Raw genomic sequence first — 24545 nt, forward strand, 5'->3', positions numbered from 1 at the left:
GGCCTCAATGATGATTTTTTGGGATGGCATAAAAATGGAAATGAATGACAGGTCAATCTATCCAATATGGATTTTTGAAAAATTAAAGAATTAACTCCATCAATGATATGCTTAAAAACTATTTAAAAATATTCGTTAGGAATCTTAAGAAAAACCCCGCTTACATGATGATCAATATACTTGGCCTATCTGTGGGTATGGCTGCAAGTATATTGATTTTTCTTTTTATTCAGCATGAATTGAGTTATGACAAGTATCATGAAAATTCAGATAGAATTTATAGGGTCTCCAGATCTTTTTTTTCCCAGAATGGAGAAGTCAACCTTCATCTCGGGCATTTAGCCCCTCCATTTGGACCTTTGATAAAATCTGACTTTAGCCAGGAAATCGATGAGGTGGTAAGGGTGATCAATACTGAAGTCGTTCTTAAGGATGAGGACAAGGTTTTTGAAGAAAAGAAGCTGTATTTTTCTGATCCAGAGGTTTTCAAAGTTTTTTCATGGAAGATGTTGGAAGGGGATCCCTTGGAAGCTTTGAGCTTTCCAGATGGTATGGTGATTTCGGAAAGTATGGCCAAAAAATATTTTGGAAATGCTGACCCAATTGGTAAAAGCCTTGAATTGAAAATCGGACAGGTTTCTTCCAATATGCAAGTGAGAGGCTTGATGCAGGATATTCCGGATAACTCACACTTCAAGCCGGATTTTCTGGTCTCTATGGAGTTGGTTACTGATTTTTATGGCGGTTATGAAGCCATGATGCAAAATTTCGGTTCAAATAACTTTGGAACCTACATCTTGCTTAGTGAGGGAGTGGACCCCGACAACATCAGTGCTCAGATTCCGGCCTTTCTCAACAGGCATATCAATGTAGGTGATGGTGGCACACCTCCAGCTTCTTGGACCAATCTCCACCTTTGGCCTATCACCGATATTCACCTTCATTCCAATCTTGACTCTGAACTGGAACCGAACAGTAGCATTGAATATGTGTATATCTATGCTGCTATTGCCATTTTTATCCTACTGATAGCCTGTGTCAACTTTATGAATCTGGCTACTGCAAGGTCTGCCAAAAGAGCTTTGGAAGTAGGATTGAGGAAAGTGATGGGTGCGGACAGAAAATTGTTAGTGGGACAATTTATGAGTGAAACCATTATTATGACATTTTTGGCACTTGTGATGGCTTTTCTTCTTGCAGTATTGACACTTCCTTTTTTCTCCGATTTCACAGGTAAGGCACTCTCTATCAACTTACTGAAAAATCCCGAATACCTCTTGGGAATGATGGGATTAGTGATCATTGTAGGGGTTTTGGCAGGCAGCTACCCTTCACTTTTCCTCTCAGGGTTTCAGCCTGTAAAAGTTTTAAAAGGCACATATAAAATAGGCTCTATTCATGAAAAATTCCGTTCTGGACTTGTTGTAGGACAATTTGCCATTTCTATTGTTCTGATTGTAGCGGTATTGGTTGTTGTCAATCAGCTGGATTATATGAAAAACAAAGATCTTGGATTCCAGAAGGATCAGGTGATTGTTCTGCCTGCATTCGAAGACTTTGTGGAAAATTTCGAAACTTTAAAAGACAGGTACCTCCAACATGAGGGCATAGAGAATTTAGCGCTTGCCTCAAGGGTGCCATCTGGCCGGCTCCTGGATTCACAGGGTGCCAAGGCAGAAGTCAATGGAGAGCTGACTACCATGGATATCAGACTGGCAGATATCCATGTCAGCCATTCATTTATGGAAACTTTCGGGATTCAAATGGCTTCAGGAAGGGATTTCAACTACCAGCTTGCTTCGGACAGCACTGAGGCTTTTTTGATCAATCAGTCTGCAGTAAGGGCCATAGGCTGGAGAAGTGATGAGGATGCAGTTGGAAAGGCTCTACACTACGGCAACAGAAGGGGCTATATAGTAGGAGTGGTCAAAGATTTTCATTTTGAATCCCTTCATCAGCCCATAAGTCCAATGGTTTTTATGGTTCCTACTGATAGGTTCAACAGCGTAGCTTTCAGAATCAATAAAGACAGGTCTGAAGAGACCATAGCCTACCTGAGGGAAGAATGGACTGCCTTGAAGCCGGATTTTCCTTTTAATTATTATGCTGTGGCAGATAGGTTTGATCAACAGTATGAGGCGGAAGAGAGAGTGGGTACTGTTTTTGGTTTTTTTGCGGGCCTGGCCATACTTATATCCGTTTTGGGACTGTTTGGGCTATCTGCCTATGCTACAGAGCAGCGGACCAAAGAAATCGGTGTAAGAAAAGTAATGGGGGCAAGTATAGGAAGTATTGTCCTCCTGCTAGGAAAAGACTTCTTGAAGCTCGTCCTTTTAGGCTTTCTCTTTGCCATTCCAATTGCATGGTATGGCATGAATTCTTGGTTGGATGGCTTTGCCTATAGTATAGGGGTTTCCTGGGCTGTTTTTTTGATTGCTGGAGTGATAGCAGCATTCATTGCAACACTTACAGTTAGTTCTCAATCTATCAAGGCTGCGATGATCAACCCTGTCAAGGCATTCAAAGTAGATTAAGTTAAAAAGAGAAGATAGGGCATAACATCGGTAAATTAGGATCTCATCATGTTCAAAAACTATTTTAAAATCGCTATACGAAACCTCGTTAAGCGGAAAGGTTTCACCTTAATAAATATGGTCAGCCTTGCCTTGGGGCTGACAGGTGGGATTTTTATGCTGATCTATACTTTGGATGAATTTTCTTTTGACAACTTCCATCATTATGGTGAGAGGATTTACCGTGTCAATACCGTATTTGTAGATTCAAAAACAGGGAATGAAAGCTATAACAGCACCAATGCTTGGCCTGTAGGCAAAATTCTGGAATCAGACTTTCCGGAAGTCGAAAATGTGGTTTATACCATTACTTGGCCTAAGCTGGATGTAAAGGCAGATGAGGAAACACTCAGCCCAAGAATGGCCTATGTTACGGAATCTTTTTTTGACGTTTTTTCTTTCGAACAACTCAAGGGGTCACCATCTTCTGCTTTATCCCAACCTTATCAGGCCGTCATCACTGAAACCATGGAAAGCCGGATGTTCAAAGGGAAGGATGGATTGGGCCAGGAATTTTTCCTCGCCGATTCCATAGCAGTTAAGGTAGGTGCGGTGGTCAAAGATGCTCCTGAAAATTCACACATTCAATTTGAAGTATTGCTATCACAATCCACCTTCGAAAGACTTGTAGGATTAGAGGATTACATGACTGGTTGGGGAAACATCAACATGACCAACTACCTGATGCTTCGTGAAGGAACTGATGCGGAATCTTTCAAGGAGAAAGCCAGGTCTGTCTATATGGATCATGTAGGGGACATGATGCGCTCTTGGGGTTCAGAGGCATTTTTGAAATTTGAACCAATGAAGGATATCTATCTCAGGTCACAGGCAGGCAATTCACTTGGTTCCTTAGGAAGTATTGAAAGAGTTTACATGGTCTTGGGGATATGTCTATTTACAATTCTGTTGGCCTGTATCAATTTCATCAACCTGTCCACGGCAAGGTCTGTAGATAGGTTTAAAGAAGTAGGTTTGAGAAAGGTCGTGGGTTCATCCAGGTCAGCGCTGATCATTCAATTTATGACAGAAGCATTTTTACTTACAGCCTTAGGTTTATTTATCGCCCTATTGTTGGCATCTCTTGTAATGCCTGTTTTCAATGAGTTGGTCAACAAAACCTACAGCTTGGAAAATCTTTTGACCGTAGAAATCGCCTTGGGACTTTTTGTATTGATTTTAATGATCAGCTTGCTGGCAGGATACTATCCATCTGTATACCTGTCGGGATTGCAGCCGGTCAAAATACTTAAAGGGAAATTTTCACCAGGAAGTACAGGAGTAAGTTTGAGGAAGTCATTGGTGGTTTTCCAGTTTTTCATTTCTGTTTCACTGGCTTTAGGCACACTTGTAGTACTCAACCAACTGGATTATATGCAGGAGAAGGAGTTAGGTTTTGCTAAAGATGAAATACTGGTGGTCAATGCCTCCAAAATACCCAAAAACCGGATTGAAAGTCTCAAAAATGAAATGGTCAATATTGCCGGAATTCAAGGTGTTACCTATAGTAATGGAATTCCAGGAAGACCTGGATGGATAGGTCAAATTGCATACCCTGAGGGAAGGGAAACCGAAAATCCAGTGTCAGTGGAGTACCTTTCGGTGGATGAAGACTACATGAATACCATGGACTTGCAAATAGTTTCGGGGAGGTTTTTTGACCCTGAGAGAGAAACAGATAGACTTGAAGGCCTGGTGTTGAACGAGAGGGCAGTAAAACTGTTTGGTTGGGATACTCCTGAAGAGGCCTTGGGCCAAAAGATAGTGTCTCCTTCTACCACTCCACAAGGGACTGTTATTGGAGTGGTGAAAGATTACCACCAACTGGGCCTTCAAAATTCTATTCATGGAATTGCCTTGGATTGGGCTCCAGACTATTCGTATTGGCTTTCTTTACGGTTTGATCCTGCTCAAACAGCTAACATCATTGCCAATCTACAAGGGAAATGGGCTTCTGACTTTGCTGGGGCTGATTTCAAATACTTTTTCTTAAATGAAGACTTTGAGCGGCTTTACCAAGCTGAACTCAGAATGGCTAAAATGTTCAGGCTGTTCGCAGGACTGACATTGTTGGTTTCATTGATAGGTCTGCTGGGGCTGGTTTCCTTTATGATTCAATCCAGATCCAAGGAAATGAGTATCCGCAAAGTTTTGGGAGCCGGAGTTCCGCAAATAGTCTATACCTTGTCAAAAGAATTTATTCTTCTGGTGATAATAGCCTCGGTTTTAGCACTGCCAGTTGCTTGGTTTTTTGGTAAAGAATGGCTGCAGAATTTTGCCTACAGATCCAATATCAATTTTGTCAACTTCTTTGTGGTAATTACCGGATCCATCCTCATCACATTCGCAGTCGTTGGATTGCAAGCCCTCAAAGCAGCCTTTGGCAATACTGTAAGTGGCTTGAGAAGTGAATAAGTCAATTTGGAAGTAAACGGAAGGAGATACAAATTCTTTAATTTCCGTTTTCTTCCAGATAAAAGCTCCTTAAAATATATTGTAATTGCTCATATTCTATCAAAAAGGCATCATGACCGGCAGAGGAATGGATCTCCCGATAACTCCCCTTTTGTACATGATTGGCAATGTATTGGGATTCTTCTTTTAAGAAAAGAACATCTTTGTCCACCCCTATAGCAAGCACTTTGGAAGGAATGCCAGATAGTGCCGAGGCAGTGCCTCCTCTTCCTCTTCCCACATCATGGCTGTCCATGGCTTTGGTCAAGAGCCAATAGGAAAAAGCATTGAACCTGTTGGCCAGCTTTTGACCCTGATAACGGAGGTAGGAGGATATTCTGAAATTGTCCAGTTTGTCTTCTTTTTCGGATTGCTTATTTTGAAAATCCTCCGGATGCCTATAGGAAAGCATAGCTATGGCACGGGCAGCTTCCAGCCCTTTCTTACCTGCTTCAGCTTTGTTTTCTCCCCAAGAACTGTCCGATTCAATAGCCATTCTTTGGGTCTCATTGAAGCCTATTGTCCAGGGAGAAGTCTTGGCATTAGAAGCCAGGATTATGCTGTGCTTTACTTTTTCCTGAAGCATATATGCCCATTCCAAGCCTACCTGTCCACCCAGGGAACCGCCTATGAGTGTGTGAATGGAAGATATTCCCAAATGTTTCCGGAGTATTTCCAGACTTCGGGCCATGTCTCTGGTAGTCAGACTGGGGAAATCATAATAATAAGGCTTTTGGTTTTTCGGGTTTTCGGATAGTGGGTTGGTCGATCCATAGCAACTCCCCAATAGATTGGCACAGACAATAAAATGCTTGGTAGGGTCGAAAAATTTATCCTCTCCTATGAGGCCCGACCACCATTCTTCTACATTGGCATCTCCTGTCAGGGCATGAATGACCCAGATGACATTGTCCTTTGCAGTAGTCAGATGACCTCTTGTGGTATAGGCAATTTCAAAATTTTCCAAGGTTTCCCCTGACTCCAATTCCAGGATGCCTTCATGTCTGTAGCATTCTTCTGCCATATCTATTATCAAGTAATTGCTTTCTAAATTCATAAGCCTTTTTCAATCAGAGTGTGGATTCCTTCTGGTTTTGGTCAGAAGGAATCCACAGGTATTTATTTTCAGGACAAAGAATCAAATGCCTGCTGTAAATCAGCTTTGATGTCCTCTATGTGCTCTATTCCCAAGGAAATCCTGAGCAGGGTATGGGTGACTCCGGCAGCCAATTGCTCCTCATCGCTCAATTGCTGATGGGTGGTTGCTGAAGGTTGAATAATAAGCGTCTTGGCATCCCCTACATTGGCCAGGTGGGAAATGAGCCCGAGCTTATTGATGACGGCAGAAGCACCTTCTTTGTCACCTTTTAGCTCAAAACTGAGGACTCCGCCAAATCCATTGCGCAGGTATTTTTTGCCCAATTCATGGTATGGTGAGCTTTTAAGTCCGGGGTAGTTGACCTTCTGGACTTTTGGATGCGATTCCAGCCATTCTGCCAAGGCCAAGGCGTTGTCCACTGTTTTCTGAACACGCAGAGATAAGGTTTCCAATCCTTGAAGCAATAAAAAGGAATTAAAAGGGGAGAGGGCAGGACCGAAGTCTCTAAGACCCTCAACCCTTGCGCGTATGGCAAACGCAATGTTAGGTAAACCTAGTGGATTGTTATCTCCGAATATTTCCCAGAATTTCATCCCGTGGTAACCCTCTGATGGCTCGGTAAACTGAGGGAATTTCCCATTGCCCCAGTTGTAATTTCCTCCATCTACAATCACACCTCCTATAGATGTGCCGTGACCACCTATCCACTTTGTGGCAGATGCAGTCACAATATTGGCTCCATGTTTTAAAGGCTGGAACAAATAGCCTCCGGCGCCAAAAGTATTGTCCACTATCAATGGGATATCATGTTTTTTGGCCAAAGCAGCAATTGCCTCAAAGTCCGGTATATTGAACTCAGGATTCCCTATGGTTTCGAGATATAGGGCTTTGGTCTTTTCGTCAATGAGCTTTTCAAAATCAGCAGGACTGTCTCCCTTTGCAAAGCGGGCCTCTATGCCAATTCTTTTGAAAGCCACCTTAAACTGATTGTAAGTACCCCCATACAGGAATGAGGTAGAAACGAAATTCTCACCCGCTTGAAGGATGTTGTTGAGGGCCAAAAACTGGGCAGCCTGACCTGATGCAGTTGCCAATGCTGCCACCCCGCCTTCCAGGGCTGCGATTCTTTGCTCAAACACATCAGTAGTTGGATTCATGATCCTGGTGTATATGTTTCCGAATTCTTTCAGCGCAAAAAGATTGGCACCGTGTTCGGCGGAATTGAATACGTATGAAGTGGTCTGATAGATGGGTACAGCGCGGGAATTGGTGGTGCTGTCCGGTGTTTGTCCAGCATGAAGTTGCAGGGTTTCAAATCTGTAGTTTGACATGGGATTATGGTTTTGGATTTATGAGAAATGGTTTGATAAATTCGGTTCAAGAGAAGCAATATGCTGATGTGAAAATCACTTACAGCACATACAAATGCCAGAGCACATGTGATTGAACTGATAAATCTGCTTTGCTAAATGTTGTGGAGTTTTCCTTTTAAGTAAATTCATTGTTAGAAGAATTTATATTTCCGGTAGACAATGTTTTCAACCGGCAGGAATTGGCACCTTGGATTTTCCAGGTTGCCAGAGGGTCAATGAGCCTGTCTCTCGCCTCTTCTTTATAAATCCCAACACATAAAAAGTGAAAGGATGCCACAAAGAAAAAAGGAGGACATGGAAATTGCAAGCGCAATGGCAAAAGATTTTGCAAAACTTTATCAATGGGGATGATTTGAACTGGCTGACAAACTTTTATGGACCTGATTATTTGAAAAACAGGTTCCATCTACATTATTATAATTCAATTTTTTAAAAAAAGACCAGTCTGACATTGACTGGTCTTTTTGATAGTTTAATAAGATTGATGACCTGAAAGACCTTTAGTCTTTGCTCAGGAATTATATGGTTTTATAAGAAGAACGAAGCTTTAACAACAAAACTTCACTCTCTTTTCAGACCTCTTTGACCTCTGCAGCAAGTTTTTGGAGACTGTTTTTGGCATCTCCAAAAAGCATCCTTGTTTTAGGATAAAAGAACAGTTCATTCTCAATTCCTGCATACCCTGAGCTCATTCCTCTTTTCATGATGATGACATTTTTGGCCTGATCCACTTCCAGGATTGGCATGCCATAAATAGGGGAGGCGGGATCATTTTTGGCAGCAGGATTGACCACATCATTGGCACCGATGACGACTACCACATCGGTATTGGCCAGTCTTGGATTGATCTCTTCCATCTCCTGAAGTCGTTCGTAGGGTACATCAGCTTCCGCCAACAGCACATTCATGTGCCCCGGCATTCTTCCTGCTACAGGGTGAATGGCATAATTAACCTCTACTCCTTTTTCTTCCAGAAGCTTTTCAAGCTCGTGGCAAATGTGCTGCGCTTGTGCAACTGCCAATCCATATCCTGGGACAATTACTACAGATTGAGAATAGGACAAAAGAACAGCTGTATCTGATAAACTGATTTCCCTGACAGTCTGGTCACCTTCAGCTGACTTTCCTGCACCGGCAGCAGTGGCGCCAAAAGCTCCCAATAGTACATTGGTCAAGGAGCGGTTCATGGCTTTGCACATCAAAATGGTCAAAATGGTACCTGCTGAACCCACGAGAATTCCTCCTGTCAACATGGCTTTATTGTCATATAGAAAACCTCCAAAGGCAGCTGCCATCCCTGTGAAAGAGTTGAGCAGGGAAATGACGACAGGCATATCCGCACCTCCAATCGGCATCACAAACAAGACTCCATATATCAAGGCTACTCCCAAGAGAATGTAAAACATCAATGGGTCTGATCCTGCATACATCTGGAAAGCAATCAGAATTACAATTCCTAAAAGTAGCAGCATATTCACAGCCTGATTCATGGGTAATACGCGGTCTTTTATTTTACCTTCCAATTTTCCATAAGCAATCAGGGAGCCTGAAAATGAAACAGAACCTATAAGTAAGCCCAATAGCATCACGAGCAATTCCCCGTCAAATCCGGTTATTTGTAGGTGTTGGTGGTGTTGAAATTCTATAATGGCAATTAGGGCAGCACAGGCACCTCCCATACCGTTGAAAAAGGAAACCATCTGTGGCATTGCTGTCATTTGTACTTTTTTGGCCATGATGGTTCCTATGACCGTACCCACTACCAGACCGAGAAAGATGAGCCCGTAGTTAAGCCCTTTAGTGGCATCAAAATCCTGATAAAGGACCAAAGTGGCCACCACAGCTATCCCCATTCCTGCTGCTGCAAGCAGATTTCCCTTTCTGGCGGAATCGGGATGGGAAAGCATTTTCAGACCCAAGATAAAGGTCAAAGAAGCTATCAGGTAGCTTATTTCCAGAATATTGAGACTGATCATGATTTCTTAGGTTTTTTCTTGAACATTTCGAGCATGCGGTCGGTGACCACAAATCCTCCTATTACATTGAGAGTCCCCACTACTACTGCCAAAAAGCCAACCGTAAGGGCCGCATAATTGTCAGGAGAAGCCTGAAGCATGACTATAATAGCGCCTACCACAACTACGCCGTGAATGGCATTTGCTCCCGACATCAATGGGGTATGAAGAATGGCCGGTACATTGGAAATGACCTCCACGCCAAGTAGTATAGCCAAAATCAGGAAATAAACCATTTCCATATTTTGGCCTATATAATTGAGTAATTGTTCCATGGTTAAGTGTTTTGGATTTGGATGATACGCGGGCTAATGGCCTTACCTTCATGGCAGACACAGGTACCTGTGACGATGTCGTCCTCAAAATTCAGGTGAAGGTTCCCGTCTTTAATGATCAATTTGAGAAAATTCAGGTAGTTTTTGCCGTACATCTTGCTGGCGTCCTGTGGCATGGATGCGGCAAGGTTACCTACACCTACTATTCTGACTCCGTTGACTTCTACGGTCTGATCAGGTTGCGATAGTGCGCAATTGCCCCCCGATGATGCGGCCAGGTCAATGACTACAGCCCCGGGTTTCATGGCCCTGACTGTTCTTTCTTCTACCAATAATGGGGCTTTTCTTCCTGGAATCTGCGCAGTGGTAATGATCACATCCGCTTTCAGGGCATGTTCATGGATGGTGTCTTTTTGCCTTTGGAGAAACTCCTCGGATTGCTCGACAGCATACCCACCGGCATCCTTATCTTCTGTGGCACCTTCCACGTCAACAAATTTTGCCCCCAAAGACAACACTTCTTCTTTGGCAGCTTGCCTTACATCAAAAGCAAACACGCTCGCTCCAAGTCTTCTTGCCGTAGCAATGGCCTGAAGCCCTGCTACTCCTGCCCCCAAGATGAGAACCCGGGAAGGGGTAATGCTCCCTGCTGCGGTCATAAACATCGGGAAAAAACGGGGGAGCAGGTCAGCAGCCATCAACACTGCCTTGTAACCTGTCACTGTGGCCATGGAAGACAGTACATCCATGGATTGAGCACGGGTAGTTCTGGGAACCAGCTCCATACTGAATGCTGTCTTCTTCTCTGCAATCAGGTAATCCCTGAGTTGACTGTCATACAAAGCATTCATTTGCCCCATCAAGACTGCGCCGCTTTTTGTCTTTGCAATCTCTAAAGGACTTAATGGCTGTATGCCAATAAGGATGTCTGCCTGGCTGAGCAGCTCCTCTCTGCTTTTGATGGAAGCTCCGACCTCTTGGTAGCTTGGGTCAGTGGCAAAAGCAGTGTTTCCGGCAGCTTGTTCTACCTGTACCTCTGCCCCCCATGAAAGCAATGTTTTGACGGCCTCTGGAAGCATGGCAACCCGTGACTCTTCCTTCGGTTCTTTTAGAATTCCAATAATCATGATTTGGAAATAGGTTTGAGAAATTATATTTTAAGAAAATCACTTTGAGGGCTAAACTATCAAAAACTTTCCAAAAAGGTGGGGTTTTTTATGATGGAATGGACATGTTATCCCAAATTTTTGATTTTTTGTCTCTAAAATTGATAGAATTCCCAAAAAATAGTGAATTCCAAATATTCAAAACCACTGTCCCAAATTTTCTTTGGACAAGAAATATCAGTTTATGATTAAATTGAAAACACTCTTCATCGTTTTTTGCCTGTTGATTCACTTTCCTGCTTTGGACAAGTGGAGGTTGAACTCCAAGGGACTGCTTGCTTTAAACCCGTCTACTTCCAAATCTTCGAAAATCTCCTCATCAAATTCCATTTCAGTTTTTTCAACCTTACCATCAGGATGGATAATCAGTTCGGTTCCTGTAAGTCCATCGGCATTGACTTTTACCAAAACTTGGTAATCCTCAAAGGTTTGCTTAAAATATCTTGCAACGTCGCTCATAGTTTGGATCAGTTTGAAGCTAAAATACTGAATTTTGGAATACAAAACCTAAAAGGGAATGTTTGTCGATAATTTTTAAAAAAAAATGTTTTGTTAAACAAAATGCATTTATAACTTTGTCCCATTGCAAAAAATGAAATCAATAAAGGCAACATATTGGTGGTGGCACATGACTTCTCAAATCGGGGAGAACCATTAGCTATTGCCTATAATTTGTCCAAAACATATCATATAAGGCTTGCTGGTTTTCCCGGCAAGCCTTTTTTAATTTTTAACCCATAACCATGGAAAAATTTAACATAAAATCACAGTTTAAAAAACTCCTGGCAGATACCATCACCCCTGTAAGTATTTACCTTCAGGTACGTGATCGCTTTTCCAATCCCATACTTTTGGAAAGTTCTGATTATCATGGTCAGGAAAACAGCTTTTCCTACATCTGTTTCAATCCACTGGCTTCTTTTAGCTTTGATGGGAAGGAAGTGACCGAGAAACTGCCTTTTGATCAAAAAATCACCTATGGACTTGATGAAATATCACTGATAGACAATTTAAGGGCTTTTTCATCAAAATTCCAGGAAGAATCCAATTCTTTTAAATTCATAACGAACGGGCTTTTTGGCTATATGCAATATGATTCGGTTGGATTTTTTGAAGATATTTCACTTGAAAAGACCCAGCAAGAGGATATACCGATCTTGCATTATGCAGTGTACCAAAACGTGATCGTCATAGATCATTTCAAAAACGAACTTTACTTGCTAGAGCATGCCATTGAAGGTCAGGAGTATAAGTCCGAGCTTGGACAGCTTCAAATGCTACTTAACAACAAGAATATCCCGGCATATAAGTTCAGACTGGAAGGGGAGGAATACTCCAATTATACCGATGAGGAGTTTTTGGATATTTTAAAAAGCGGACAGGAGCATTGTTTCAAGGGAGATGTGTTTCAGATTGTTCTTTCCAGAAGATTTACCACCAGATTTAAAGGAGATGAATTCAACGTATACCGGGCTTTGAGGTCGGTCAATCCCTCTCCTTACTTGTTTTACTTCGATTATGGTTCTTTTAAAGTCTTTGGGAGCTCTCCCGAAGCCCAGATTGTGGTCAAAAACAACAAAGCCACCATTTATCCCATTGCGGGAACATTCAAAAGAACAGGAAACGACCAGGCAGATGCCAATCTTGCAAGAAAACTTTATGATGACCCAAAAGAAAACTCCGAACATGTCATGTTAGTAGACTTGGCCAGAAATGACCTGAGCAGGTCTTCTGAAAAGGTAGAAGTAGAAGTGTTTAAAGAGATACAGTATTACTCTCACGTGATCCATTTGGTATCCAAAGTCACGGGGATATTGCCCAAGGAAGCCAATCCTCTACAGTTGGTAGCAGATACATTTCCTGCAGGTACCCTTTCGGGAGCCCCTAAGTACAAAGCAATGCAACTGATTGACCAACTCGAGAATACTTCCAGGAAATTCTATGGAGGTGCCATTGGGTATTTGGGTTTTAATGGAGACTTCAACCATGCCATTTTGATCCGTTCATTTGTTTCCCAAAGTAATGAGCTTCGCTTTCAGGCAGGAGCAGGGGTGGTGGCTAAATCTTCCATCCAATCAGAATTACAGGAAGTGGCCAATAAACTCGCAGCCCTAAGAGTAGCCTTGAAAGAAGCCGAAGAAATTTAATTGCATAAAAATCTGATAAATCAAATTGTGATCCATTTCAAGCCTTTTACTCTTTACAGTCCAATCATCATTTTCCATTAGACATGCGCATACTCGTTTTAGATAATTACGATTCCTTTACTTACAACCTGGTGTACATCATCAGACAATTGGGATTTGGTTCCCAAATGGATATAATCAGAAATGATAAAATAAGCCTTGAAGCTGTATCAGGCTATGATAAAATCCTCCTCTCTCCCGGACCAGGTATCCCAGAACAGGCCGGTATTATGCCTGAACTTCTGAAAATGTATTCGCCGAATAAAGATATTCTGGGCATCTGCCTCGGACATCAGGCCATCGGGGAAGCTTTTGGGGGCAGTCTGATCAATCTTTCCGAAGTAGTCCACGGTCTGGCTTCGGAAGTCAGTGTAGAGCAGGATCTCTTGTTTGTAGGGATTCCTGAAAAGTTCAAAATTGGCAGGTACCATTCCTGGGTTATCAATGAAAAAACCTTGTCGCCTGACCTGGAAGTCATAGCGAGAACTCCCGATGGACAAATCATGGGCGTGAGACATAAGGAATTAAAAGTTAAAGGACTTCAGTTTCATCCTGAATCAGTTTTGACCGAACATGGCAGCAAAATGATGCAAAATTGGCTAGAGGGATAAATTAAAAAACGACAGTTTTCATAACAGAAAAATGTTCGATAAGGGGTAATTACCTATTTTCTATGCAACCATTAAAACCATTGAGATGAAAGATATTTTAAACCAATTGATTGAGCATAAAAAACTCAGCAAAGAACAGGCTAAAGAAGTACTGATCAATATTGCTACAGGGAGCTACAACCAAAGTCAGATCGCAGCTTTTCTCACAGTTTATCTGATGAGAAGCATAACGGTGGAAGAACTTGGTGGTTTTCGTGAAGCCATGCTGGAGCTTTGTGTACCTGTAGAAATTGCTGAATATGACGCCATAGACCTTTGCGGAACAGGAGGGGACGGAAAAGATACTTTCAATATTTCTACCTTGGCATCTTTTATTGTTGCCGGTGCAGGACAGGCTGTAGCCAAACACGGAAATACAGGTGTTTCATCCATTTGCGGGTCCTCCAACCTTCTGGCTCACTTTGGCTACGAATTCACCAATGATATGGACAAAATCAGGAAAAGCCTGGACGAGGCCGGAATCTGCTTCCTGCACGCACCGCTTTTCCATCCTGCCATGAAAAATGTAGCGCCCATTAGAAAAGAATTGGGCGTAAAGACCTTTTTTAATATGCTTGGGCCGATGGTCAATCCTAGTTTTCCCAAGAAACAGCTAGTCGGCGTTTTCAGTCTTGAACTGGCCAGGCTATATGCCTACCTCTATCAGGAGCATGAGGGTAATTTCAGTATCCTCCATGCCTTGGATGGCTATGATGAAATTTCCCTGACGGGTGATTTTAAGATGATCTCCAATGCTGGTGAAAAATTATTTTCTCCCGAAAGCCTTGGTCTGAATGCCATACAAGCAGATAAAATCAAAGGCGGAGAAACCATTGAAGCCTCTGCGCTGATCTTTGAATCCATACTAAAAGGCAAAGGCAGTGCTGAACAGAACGCAGTGGTGCAGGCCAATGCAGCAGCTGCGCTCAAAACAGCTTCTCCTGAATTGAGTTTTACAGATGCCTATGCCAAAGCACAGGAATCTCTACAGAGCGGCAAGGCCCTGGAGGTTTTTCAAAACCTCGTCAATCCAAAAACAACAATGTCAATGTACAACTGATTATGAATATTTTAGAAAAAATCATCGCCCATAAGCATAAAGAAGTAGCTGAAAAGAGCAGTTTGGTGCCTATCAAGCTCCTGGAAAAAAGCATTTACTTTGAATCTAAGGCCGTTTCTATGCGCAAGTATATTACCCGATCTGACAAGACAGGTATTATTGCAGAGTACAAAAGGCAATCTCCTTCCAAAGGCGCCATCAACCTCAGTGCCTCTGTGGAGACCGTAAGCATAGGGTACATGCAGGCCGGCGCTTCGGCTTTATCTATTCTTACAGATAAGGAATTCTTTGGAGGGAGAAATGAAGACCTGACCCTGGCAAGAAAATACAATTTTTGCCCCATACTCAGGAAGGATTTCATCGTTTCCGAGTATCAGATCGTCGAAGCAAAATCTATTGGAGCAGATTGTATCCTGCTCATTGCAGCAGCATTAGAGCCGAATCAATTGCAACAATTGGCCGCTTTTGCCCATTCTCTTGGGCTTGAGGTTTTGATGGAAGTCCATGATGCTGAAGAATTGGAACAACACCTCAATCCTGAACTTGATCTTGTGGGTGTTAACAACCGAAGCCTGAAGACCTTTGAGGTGTCAGTGCAAACTTCTTTTGACCTTGTGGATAGGATTCCTGATGATTTTGTGAAAATTTCCGAAAGTGGACTGTCTCAGCCTAAAACGCTGGTAGAACTGAAAGAAGCAGGTTATAATGGGTTTTTGATAGGAGAGAGTTTCATGAAAACCAGCAGGCCACATCAGGCCGCGCTCAACTTTATGAATGCTTATAGGAAAGAATCCAATAAAACCCAAAATACCCTTCAACCATGAAATTGAAAGTCTGCGGCATGAGGGATTTGGATAATTGTCAGCGCTTGATAGCTGAAGTCCAGCCTGATTGGATGGGGATAATACTCTATCCTCCTTCTCCAAGGTATGTGCCGCAGCATTTGGCAGCTCACATACAAGGATTGCAGGTGGAGAAAGTAGGGGTTTTTGTCAATGAAAGCCTCGAAAATATTAAAAAGAATATAGTAGATTTTGGGCTTTCGGCCCTTCAGCTCCATGGTACCGAAGCCCCGGAGTTTGTGGAAAATGTCAAAAATGAAACAATGCTGGAAGTTTTGAAGGTGATTTCTGTAAAGGACAAAATCAACTGGACTTTGTTGGAGAAATACCTTCCATGGACAGATTACTTTCTTTTTGATACCTACACCAAGCAGCATGGTGGTTCCGGGAAGCAGTTCAATTGGAATTTGCTGGAAGATTATCCATTTGAACCCCCCTTTCTATTGAGTGGGGGAATCGGGCCTGATGATGCAAACACATTGAAGCAAGTCAAACCCAAGTTACCAAAGATGGCCGGAGTAGATATCAATTCTGGTTTTGAAATTTCTCCTGGACTGAAGGAGATTGAAAAAATTAAGGGGTTTAAAAGGAAGGTTGTGTCATGTTGAACAACCTGAAACATCAAGCTTCATCCAAAAGCGAAGCCTTATCTGCGGGGAAAAAGTTTTATTGATGAATTGTGGAATTGATTAACTGTTTAACTGATTTGGGGTGATATTAAATTGAAATCGGAGTGAAACGGAGATCCCGAGAGTGAAACGATTCGGGATATATTGAAATATAGGTTTGACTAAGTTGAAGGCTTGGTTTCTAAGTTAAGGGATTGGGATATTGATGGATATTGGAAGATATTCATGGATATTGTTTCTAGATATTATCCAAAAATCTGCGAGATCAGCGAAATCTGCGGGAGGAAAAAGTGATTAAGGGTTAAAAGGTTAAACGTTAAGCGATTTTGACGGGCAAGAGAGAAGAAGGCTTCACCTTGTCATGTTGAACAAAGTGAAACATCTGTTATCCTCCAAAAGCGAAGCTTTATCAGCGAAATCTGCGGGAGGAAAACAATGAGTGGTGGGTAGTGAAAAGTGATTATGGGTAAAAGGTTAAATGTTAAGCGAATTTGACGGGCAAGGGAGAGCTGTTAGAGAAGACACTAACAGGGGCTGTGAATAAAACCCCGAAGGGGTAAAACTATGAATAGCCCCGGGTAGCAACCCGGGAATTCTGTAAGGCCTGCCCGAAGAGTTTGAGAAAATAAACAAGGTCATTGACCAAAGAAAAATACAGAAATTATGATCAGAGTAGACGAAAAAGGATTTTATGGAAAGTTTGGGGGAGCATATATCCCCGAAATGCTACATCCCAATATTGAGGAACTCAAAGACAATTACGAACAGATCATAGCTACTGAAGAATTTCAGGATCAGTTCAGGTCTTTGCTAAAGGATTATGTAGGTAGGCCAACCCCCTTGTATTTTGCATCAAGACTCTCCGAAAAGTATGCTGCCAAAATATACCTCAAAAGAGAAGACCTCTGTCACACCGGAGCGCATAAGGTAAACAATACCATTGGTCAGATCATTTTGGCCAAAAAGCTTGGTAAAAAGAGGATCATTGCAGAAACCGGAGCAGGCCAACATGGTGTAGCCACAGCTACGGTATGTGCCTTGATGGGAATGGACTGTACGGTCTATATGGGGGAATTGGATATACAAAGACAAAGGCCAAATGTAGAAAGAATGAAAATTCTGGGAGCGACCGTGGTCCCCGCAACTTCAGGAAGCAAAACACTCAAAGATGCCACCAATGAGGCCATGAGACAATGGATCAACAATCCTGTGGATACCCATTATATCATTGGATCAGTGGTGGGCCCCCATCCGTATCCTGAAATGGTAGCCCGCTTTCAATCCGTGATTTCAGAAGAGATCAAATCACAACTTTTGGAAAAGGAAGGTAGGGAAAATCCTGACTTGGTAATCGCTTGTGTCGGTGGTGGAAGTAATGCCGCAGGTGCTTTTTACCACTACTATAACACGCCTGAAGTAAGGTTGATTGCCGCTGAAGCAGCCGGTCTGGGTGTCAGTTCAGGTAAATCCGCTGCCACTACAGCCCTTGGCACCATGGGGATTCTCCATGGAAGTAAAACCCTTCTGATGCAGACCGATGATGGACAGGTTGTTGAGCCCCACTCCATTTCCGCAGGACTGGATTATCCAGGAATTGGTCCGGTGCATGCACATTTGTTTGATTCAGGTAGGGGAGAATTTGTCGCTGTGGAGGATGAAGATGCCATGAAAGCAGGAATTGAGCTGAGCCGTCTGGAAGGCATTATTCCGGCTATTGAGTCAGCACATGCTTTTCATGCCCTGAATATGATTTCTTTCAAGAAGGATGATGTTATTGTGATCAACCTATCCGGAAGAGGAGACAAAGACCTCGATACTTATATCAAGTGGGGAGGGTATTGAAGGATGAAGGTAGAGGGTATTGAAGGAGGAAGCCCGTCCGACCGAGTCATCCCGGTGGGGAGGAAAAGTGAATTGTGGAAAAAGTGAATAGTTATCAGTTAATAGTGAAATGGAGTTAAGGGTTAATGGTTTAAGGTTTGCAGTATCTTATGGGCAAGAGAAAGCTGTTAGTGACACTAACAGGGTCCGTGAATTGGTGATAAGTGGATAGTGATTAGGTGTCCTTTCCATTTAAAGCAATTATTTAATATCAAATGTCGAACAAAGAATATCGAATTATGAATAATGAAGTTGGGAAAGCCTTAATTGAAGGTGTATTTAAGCCTGAAAGGCTGTCCTGTGACAGCCCAGACTGGAGTTCCCGAAAGTCTGGGGTTCAAAGGAATACACACCGACCACGAGGCCTGAAGGGCCGATCTTTTTTAGGGCGGTACTTTAGACCTTATAAAACCAAACACCATACCTGAATGCCAGGGCTACATCCTGGGCTGGCACAGTTAGGTCCTATAGGCCTGCGAGTCATATACAGCCCGGTAAAGACGCAGGAATAATAGCCTCGGGTTTCAACCCGAGGAAAGAAATTGTCTCTTAGGCCTATCATGGTACTTGGTACAATATCTCAAATCTCACATCTCACATCTCAAATCTTAAATCTTAAATCTTAAATCTTAAACCTCAAATCTTAAATCTCACATCTCAAATTATATGAACCGAATACATACATTATTTAATAAGAAAAAGGACAGGGTTTTGTCCATTTATTTTACGGCTGGCTTTCCACGCTTGGAAGATACCCTATCTATCATGGAAGCCATAGAGTCAGCTGGCGCGGACATCATTGAAATAGGAGTGCCATACTCCGACCCTATAGCCGATGGGCCCACTATTCAGGATAGCAATCAAATTGCCTTAGAAAATGGCATGAGTCTGAAAAAATTGTTTTCCCAACTTGAAGGGTTCAGGGATAAGGTCCAACTGCCTGTTGTCCTTATGGGCTATCTCAATCCTATCATTCAATATGGCATGGAGGATTTTTGTGCCAAATGTGAATCTTTAGGGATAGACGGATTGATATTGCCGGATCTCCCAATGCAACAATACCTGGATGAGTTTAAAGGCATCTTCGAAAAGCATGGTTTGAGCAATACCTTTCTGATTTCCCCCCAGACCAGCGAAAGCAGGATCAGGGAAATAGATCAACACAGTGATGGATTTATCTATATGGTATCTTCCCACAGTATCACCGGAGCTAAAAGTGGTATTTCCGAAGAGCAAATAGCCTATTTTCAAAGGGTGAAAGAAATGAAGCTCAAAAATCCAAGGCTTATCGGCTTTGGTATCTCTGATGCAGATTCCTTTCAGACTGCTTCAGAATATTCCAATGGTGCGATCATCGGAAGTGCATTTATCAAAATCTTAAAAGAAAGCAAAAATCTAAAGACAGATATCAAGAAATATATCCAGTCAGTTATCCAATAACAATATGATCATCCAGTTAAAAAATGACATCAGCGAAAGCCAAAAAGAGGCGTTGATAGACGAAGTAAGTCAGACAGGTTACAAGATTACAGAAGTCAAGACCCAATTGGGAGATTACCTGGTAGGAATAGGCAAAAAGGAGTTTGACATCAGAAGAATAGGTCAAAAAGAAGGCATTCAGGACATCCACATCGTTTCGGATGAATACAAGTTGGTTTCCAAAAAATGGAAAGTAGCTCCTACAGCCATAGACCTGGGAGATGGAATTTCGATCAAGGACGGGGACATGGCAGTCATCGCGGGGCCCTGCTCCATAGAGTCAGAAGACCAAATCCGGAAAGTGATCGGGCACCTCAAAGAAAACAACATCAAAATGATGCGTGGAGGTGTTTTTAAGCCTCGTTCCAGTCCATATGCCTTCCGCGGATTGGGCCTGGATGGACTGAAACTTTGGTATGAACTGGCCCAAGAGGCCGGGATCAAAATCGTAACCGAGGTCATGCAGGTTTCCCAGATCGAAGAAATGTACCCTTATGTGGATATTTATCAGGTTGGTGCCAGAAATACCCAAAACTTTAACCTTTTGGACGAACTGGGTAAGGTCGATAAAGCGGTCATGATAAAAAGAGGCATCTCCGGTACCATAGAGGAACTGCTTCAGTCAGCAGAGTATGTTTTTTCGGGAGGAAATGAAAAACTTATCCTCTGTGAAAGGGGAATAAGAACCTATGAAAGGGCAAGTAGAAATACCTTGGACCTCAATGCGGTGCCTATTTTAAAAGCCAAATCCCATCTTCCCGTGATCGTGGATCCTTCTCATGGCATAGGCCTGAGGGAATATGTGTCCCAAATGGCTTTGGCCGGAGTGATGGCAGGAGCAGATGGGATCATCTATGAAACCCACGAAATTCCCGAAAAGGCTTATTCAGATGGACAACAGACCCTGGATTTTGCCCAAAGTGCTCTCTTGACCGATTGGATCAGGAAAACTTTCGAGATGAGAAAAACATTTGACCTGATTTGATTTCCGCTCAAAGAAAATCATGGAAATTCACCGTGCGATTTATTAGTTTTGGTGATAAAGTCTATTTTCTACCGAAAGGAGGTAACATACAGGTGGATTTTCAGTAAATATTATTGTCCATCAAAATGAAATAGACCAGAAAAAGAGAAATATTAACCCAAATATAAAATGACGAATAAACCCAAAGACTGGGTCTTTACAGACCCTAGACTTCAGGATCTTCAGCAGGATTACGATGCCTACACAGAAGAAGATTTTAAAGTGTGGAAGATCCTTTTTGACAGGCAGATAGTAAATCTTCCGAAGGCAGCTTCAAAAGCGTATCTTGATGGAATCAAGGAAATAGGATTTACGGCTGATAAAATAGCGGATTTTGCTGACGTCAATGCGAGGCTGTCAAAATCCACCGGATGGGCCATTCAAGTGGTCCCAGGGTTGATTGACGATGACCTGTTCTTCGGTTTGATGAACAACAAAAGATTCTGTTCATCCACCTGGCTGAGGAAAATGGAACAGTTGGACTATCTGGAAGAACCGGATATGTTTCATGATGCTTTTGCCCACATGCCTATGTTGACCAATCAGCCTTATGTGGACTTTTTGGAAAAATTAAGTGGCATTGCCTTAAAGCACATAGAAAACAAATGGGCCATAGAGCTGCTTTCCAGGATTTATTGGTTTACCATTGAATTTGGCCTCATAAGGGAAAATGGGGAGTTAAGAATTTATGGCGCTGGAATATTAAGTTCAGCAGGAGAGACCAAGTTCAGTCTCTCTGATGAGCCCAAGCATTATGAATATGATGTCAGGAAAATACTGAACACCCCTTATTGGAAGGATAAATTTCAGGACAAGTACTTTGTCATCGAAAGTTATGAACAATTGTACGAGTCCCTTCCGGAAATAGAGTCTGTTTTGGAGGAAATGGTAGCTGAAGAAGCCAGGTAATATTTTCTTCAGGCCGAATCCCGCTCTTAGGAATTTGCAATTCCAGTTGTCCGGAGGCTATGCCTTCGGACTTCTGATATTGGAGTTTTCAACTCCCATCCAAACATTCACCCTTCTAAGGAAACCATACTTAGAATAACAAAAAATCAGCTCTGCAGCCAAAGATCTATTTCCAGCATAACCTTGTCATACCGACGAAGGAGGTATCTATTCTTGCCAACCTTTTAGGTTTTTTTCAATCCTCGAAGTTTTTTAGCCCCTGTTAGTGTCTTCACTAACAGCTCTCTCTTGTCTATCAAATTCGGTTAACCTTTAACCGATAACAACCTTCCCTTCACCAGTTAATCAATTCATCAGTTAAACAATTAAACAATTTTAGGCCTCGTGTATTGTGTGGATGCCTTTAGAAATCCCAGACTTCCATAAATTCCAGTCTGGGCTATCACAGGACAGCCTTTCAGGCTTTAACACGCAGACAACCAAGGCTAACCTCACTTCATTATTCAGTGTTCGATATTCAATGTTCGAAATTATCCATGAAGGAAAAGTGACAACCAAATTTAGGCAAGAACACCTTTTCACTCTTCACTCCTCACTCCTCACTATTCACTCTTCACTATTAACTACTCACTATTCACTATCCACTTTTCACTAATTCACAGCCCCTGTTAGTGTCTTCACTAACAGCTCTCTCTTGTCTATCAAATTCGGTTAACCTTTAACCGATAACAACCTTCCCTTCACCAGTTAATCAATTCATCAGTTAAACAATTAAACAATTTTAGGCCTCGTGTTTTATGTGGATGCCTTTAGAAATCCCAGACTTCCATAAATTCCAGTCTGGGCTATCACAGAACAGCCTTTCAGGCTTTAACACGCAGACAACCAAGGCTAACCTCACTTCATTATTCAGTGTTCGATATTCAATGTTCGAAATTCGGAATTATCCATGAAGGAAAAGTGACAACCAAATTTAGGCAAGAACACCTTTTCACTCTTCACTACTCACTCCTCACTATTCACTCTTCACTACTCACTATCCACTTTTCACTAATTCACAGCCTCTGTTAGTGTCTCCACTAACAGGCCTCCCTTGCCGATCACATTCGGTTAACGTTTAACATTTAACTTTTAACAACCTTCCCCCAATCAGTTAATCAATTCATCAGTTAAACAATTAAACAATTTTAGGCCTCGTGTATTGTGTGGATGCCTTTAGAAATCCCAGACTTCCATAAATTCCAGTCTGGGCTATCACAGGACAGCCTTTCAGGCTTTAACACGCAGACAACCAAGGCTAACCTCACTTCATTATTCAGTGTTCGATATTCAATGTTCGAAATTCGGAATTATCCATGAAGGAAAAGTGACAACCAAATTTAGGCAAGAACACCTTTTCACTCTTCACTACTCACTATTCACTATTCACTCTTCACTATTAACTACTCACTATTCACTATCCACTTTTCACTAATTCACAGCCCCTGTTAGTGTCTCCACTAACAGGCCTCCCTTGCCGATCACATTCGGTTAACGTTTAACATTTAACTTTTAACAACCTTCCCCCAATCAGTTAATCAATTCTACAATTACACAATTACACCTTTTATCCCCACTTACCGAAACACCAGTTCGGTTTGTATAATGTTCTGTGGGGACATAGAACATGGGGTTGGAGTCAATTTATTGACCTCTATATTCGATAGCGGCCTTTTTACTATATTTGAGAACATGAAAAACTATAAGACTAAACTACGCAGAAGACTGCCATCATTTGCGGTTCTTTGTCTTTGATTTTCCCCGTTTCTAAACTGAAAAAGTAGGACTATTCACTAGCAACTAAGCACCTCATTCTTGCCATTCCGATACATCCTCTTCTGTTATCACCTGGTTTTCTCCTTGATTTTCTATCTATTTATAGTGGATAGGGGTGGAGATGCTTATGCTTACTGGGTGTTGGAGGCGGATACCTCACAAGGCGCGGTTTCCTGGTGGCAGCATTGGGGTATAGGAACTTTTTTTGTTCAATGGTTAAACTATGTCCCTTCACGCATAATGGGTCTGCCTTTCTGGGCAGGCAGTCTTTTGTACGGCCTGGCTTCCTCATGGGCTTGGGTGGTATTGTATCAAAAAGTAAAAAGTAGTATAGGCAGCCGGACTCCTCCATATTTTTTAATTATTTGGTTGATGCCAAATATGCATTTTTGGACCTCTGGGGTAGGAAAGGAAAGTCTGATATGGATATTCCTAGTAGTCTTTTTGATCCACCTTGATTTCAAAAAACCTCAGGTAGTATTTTCTTTTTTGAGTCTTGGGCTGATGTTTTTGATCAGACCGGTATATGCATTGATCCTTCTGCTCCTCCTATTGTTTTATTGGATCAAAACCAGTCCTTTTTCCAAACTATATATCTGGATCGGCGTATTGGTTTTATTATCAGTATCCTATCTTGTTTTGGATCAAATTCTGAAAGCCACTCACATCCAAAGGCTGGATTTTCAAAATGTACAATCTTACATAGACTATCAGATGGGTTTTCTGGAAGACTTTAAGCCTTCCTCTTATGTACCTTTACAGGACTATTCTTTTCCTTATGCTTATTTCACTGCTTTATTTAGACCATTTCCTTGGGATGGAGAAGCTTGGCTTTACTTTGTAGCCGGACTTGAAAATATCTTCGCTTTGCTATTGCTGTCAGGAGCACTGTCTATTGGGATTTGGAAAAATTCCTGGAGAAATAACAGGCTCCTATTTCAGGGGATGGTTTTTCTCTTTATGCTTATTTTAATAGCTTCAATCAGTCTCAATAATTTCGGAATCATCATGCGTTACAAAGCCCCGGCCATGATATTTGTATATTTATGGTCAGGACTTACAGTTTTGTCGGGACTAAAACTTATACTTGCAGAGCAAATCACCAAAAAGTAAAT

The 24545-nt window shown here is 42.1% G+C and carries 18 protein-coding genes and 1 riboswitch; of the genes, 12 read left to right on the top strand and 6 right to left on the bottom strand.

All coding sequences use genetic code 11. The features are described 5' to 3' along the window. The first annotated feature begins 164 nt into the window (after positions 1-164). A complete protein-coding gene (locus EGN73_RS01845) occupies positions 165-2534 on the top strand; it encodes an ABC transporter permease (RefSeq protein ID WP_246611418.1) in 2370 nt (789 codons plus the stop codon). A gap of 48 nt (positions 2535-2582) precedes the next feature. Further along, positions 2583-4988: an ABC transporter permease gene (locus EGN73_RS01850; RefSeq protein ID WP_219286541.1), complete on the top strand. Its 2406-nt coding sequence runs from the start codon at positions 2583-2585 to the stop codon at positions 4986-4988. Between the two features lie 37 nt (positions 4989-5025). Here the strand turns inward: EGN73_RS01850 and EGN73_RS01855 are convergent, their stop codons facing one another. From EGN73_RS01855 to EGN73_RS01880, 6 genes are all read right to left on the bottom strand, one after another. Beyond that, a complete protein-coding gene (locus tag EGN73_RS01855; RefSeq protein ID WP_219286543.1) occupies positions 5026-6084 on the bottom strand; it encodes a homoserine O-acetyltransferase family protein in 1059 nt (352 codons plus the stop codon). 68 nt (positions 6085-6152) lie between these two features. Continuing rightward, positions 6153-7457: an O-acetylhomoserine aminocarboxypropyltransferase/cysteine synthase family protein gene (locus tag EGN73_RS01860; protein ID WP_219286545.1), complete on the bottom strand. Its 1305-nt coding sequence runs from the start codon at positions 7455-7457 to the stop codon at positions 6153-6155. Positions 7458-7637: 180 nt separating this feature from the next. After that, a riboswitch (SAM riboswitch) is annotated at positions 7638-7747 on the bottom strand. Between the two features lie 324 nt (positions 7748-8071). Next, complete coding sequence (locus EGN73_RS01865) at positions 8072-9472, bottom strand: NAD(P)(+) transhydrogenase (Re/Si-specific) subunit beta (RefSeq protein WP_219286989.1); 1401 nt, start codon at positions 9470-9472, stop codon at positions 8072-8074. Next, entirely contained in the window at positions 9472-9789 is a 318-nt protein-coding gene (locus EGN73_RS01870) for an NAD(P) transhydrogenase subunit alpha part 2 (RefSeq protein WP_219286547.1), read from the bottom strand. Before EGN73_RS01870 ends, EGN73_RS01865 begins: the two co-directional genes overlap by 1 nt. A 2-nt stretch (positions 9790-9791) precedes the next feature. Further along, the gene (locus EGN73_RS01875) at positions 9792-10916 is read right to left on the bottom strand and encodes an NAD(P) transhydrogenase subunit alpha (RefSeq protein ID WP_219286549.1); all 1125 of its coding nucleotides are present in this window, start codon (positions 10914-10916) and stop codon (positions 9792-9794) included. A gap of 267 nt (positions 10917-11183) precedes the next feature. Next, positions 11184-11414 carry a hypothetical protein gene (locus tag EGN73_RS01880; RefSeq protein WP_219286551.1) on the bottom strand — a complete coding sequence of 77 codons (231 nt, stop codon included), beginning with the start codon at positions 11412-11414 and terminating at the stop codon, positions 11184-11186. 284 nt (positions 11415-11698) lie between these two features. Between EGN73_RS01880 and EGN73_RS01885 the strand changes: the two genes are divergently transcribed. From EGN73_RS01885 to EGN73_RS01930, 10 genes are all read left to right on the top strand, one after another. Further along, complete coding sequence (locus EGN73_RS01885; RefSeq protein ID WP_219286553.1) at positions 11699-13102, top strand: anthranilate synthase component I family protein; 1404 nt, start codon at positions 11699-11701, stop codon at positions 13100-13102. Positions 13103-13185: 83 nt separating this feature from the next. Beyond that, complete coding sequence (locus EGN73_RS01890; protein WP_219286555.1) at positions 13186-13752, top strand: anthranilate synthase component II; 567 nt, start codon at positions 13186-13188, stop codon at positions 13750-13752. Between the two features lie 85 nt (positions 13753-13837). After that, complete coding sequence (gene trpD, locus EGN73_RS01895) at positions 13838-14851, top strand: anthranilate phosphoribosyltransferase (RefSeq protein WP_219286556.1); 1014 nt, start codon at positions 13838-13840, stop codon at positions 14849-14851. A gap of 2 nt (positions 14852-14853) precedes the next feature. Further along, the gene (gene trpC / locus EGN73_RS01900) at positions 14854-15675 is read left to right on the top strand and encodes an indole-3-glycerol phosphate synthase TrpC (RefSeq protein WP_219286557.1); all 822 of its coding nucleotides are present in this window, start codon (positions 14854-14856) and stop codon (positions 15673-15675) included. Beyond that, positions 15672-16301 (top strand): phosphoribosylanthranilate isomerase, encoded by a 630-nt coding sequence (locus tag EGN73_RS01905; protein WP_219286558.1) that lies wholly within the window; start codon positions 15672-15674, stop codon positions 16299-16301. The genes trpC and EGN73_RS01905 overlap by 4 nt, the downstream gene beginning before the upstream one ends. Positions 16302-16985: 684 nt before the next feature. Then, positions 16986-18164, top strand: coding sequence for a tryptophan synthase subunit beta (gene trpB, locus EGN73_RS01910; RefSeq protein ID WP_219286560.1), 1179 nt, complete (start codon positions 16986-16988; stop codon positions 18162-18164). A gap of 705 nt (positions 18165-18869) precedes the next feature. Next, positions 18870-19643 (top strand): tryptophan synthase subunit alpha, encoded by a 774-nt coding sequence (trpA, locus tag EGN73_RS01915; protein ID WP_219286561.1) that lies wholly within the window; start codon positions 18870-18872, stop codon positions 19641-19643. 4 nt (positions 19644-19647) lie between these two features. Further along, entirely contained in the window at positions 19648-20667 is a 1020-nt protein-coding gene (gene aroF, locus EGN73_RS01920) for a 3-deoxy-7-phosphoheptulonate synthase (protein ID WP_219286563.1), read from the top strand. 168 nt (positions 20668-20835) lie between these two features. Continuing rightward, positions 20836-21615 (top strand): phenylalanine 4-monooxygenase, encoded by a 780-nt coding sequence (locus EGN73_RS01925; protein ID WP_219286565.1) that lies wholly within the window; start codon positions 20836-20838, stop codon positions 21613-21615. 1854 nt (positions 21616-23469) lie between these two features. Next, complete coding sequence (locus tag EGN73_RS01930; protein ID WP_219286567.1) at positions 23470-24543, top strand: hypothetical protein; 1074 nt, start codon at positions 23470-23472, stop codon at positions 24541-24543. The last annotated feature ends 2 nt before the right edge of the window (positions 24544-24545 follow it).

Source organism: Arthrospiribacter ruber, assembly GCF_019343195.1.
Taxonomy (GTDB): domain Bacteria; phylum Bacteroidota; class Bacteroidia; order Cytophagales; family Cyclobacteriaceae; genus Arthrospiribacter; species Arthrospiribacter ruber.

Coding starts and splice junctions, on each gene's coding strand:
- aroF (WP_219286563.1), top strand. CDS start 19,648: ATGATCATCCAGTTAAAAAATGACATCAGCGAAAGCCAAAAAGAGGCG.
- EGN73_RS01845 (WP_246611418.1), top strand. CDS start 165: ATGATGATCAATATACTTGGCCTATCTGTGGGTATGGCTGCAAGTATA.
- EGN73_RS01875 (WP_219286549.1), bottom strand. CDS start 10,916: ATGATTATTGGAATTCTAAAAGAACCGAAGGAAGAGTCACGGGTTGCC.
- EGN73_RS01870 (WP_219286547.1), bottom strand. CDS start 9,789: ATGGAACAATTACTCAATTATATAGGCCAAAATATGGAAATGGTTTAT.
- trpC (WP_219286557.1), top strand. CDS start 14,854: ATGAATATTTTAGAAAAAATCATCGCCCATAAGCATAAAGAAGTAGCT.
- EGN73_RS01855 (WP_219286543.1), bottom strand. CDS start 6,084: ATGAATTTAGAAAGCAATTACTTGATAATAGATATGGCAGAAGAATGC.
- EGN73_RS01850 (WP_219286541.1), top strand. CDS start 2,583: ATGTTCAAAAACTATTTTAAAATCGCTATACGAAACCTCGTTAAGCGG.
- EGN73_RS01860 (WP_219286545.1), bottom strand. CDS start 7,457: ATGTCAAACTACAGATTTGAAACCCTGCAACTTCATGCTGGACAAACA.
- trpD (WP_219286556.1), top strand. CDS start 13,838: ATGAAAGATATTTTAAACCAATTGATTGAGCATAAAAAACTCAGCAAA.
- trpA (WP_219286561.1), top strand. CDS start 18,870: ATGAACCGAATACATACATTATTTAATAAGAAAAAGGACAGGGTTTTG.
- trpB (WP_219286560.1), top strand. CDS start 16,986: ATGATCAGAGTAGACGAAAAAGGATTTTATGGAAAGTTTGGGGGAGCA.
- EGN73_RS01890 (WP_219286555.1), top strand. CDS start 13,186: ATGCGCATACTCGTTTTAGATAATTACGATTCCTTTACTTACAACCTG.
- EGN73_RS01905 (WP_219286558.1), top strand. CDS start 15,672: ATGAAATTGAAAGTCTGCGGCATGAGGGATTTGGATAATTGTCAGCGC.
- EGN73_RS01925 (WP_219286565.1), top strand. CDS start 20,836: ATGACGAATAAACCCAAAGACTGGGTCTTTACAGACCCTAGACTTCAG.
- EGN73_RS01880 (WP_219286551.1), bottom strand. CDS start 11,414: ATGAGCGACGTTGCAAGATATTTTAAGCAAACCTTTGAGGATTACCAA.
- EGN73_RS01885 (WP_219286553.1), top strand. CDS start 11,699: ATGGAAAAATTTAACATAAAATCACAGTTTAAAAAACTCCTGGCAGAT.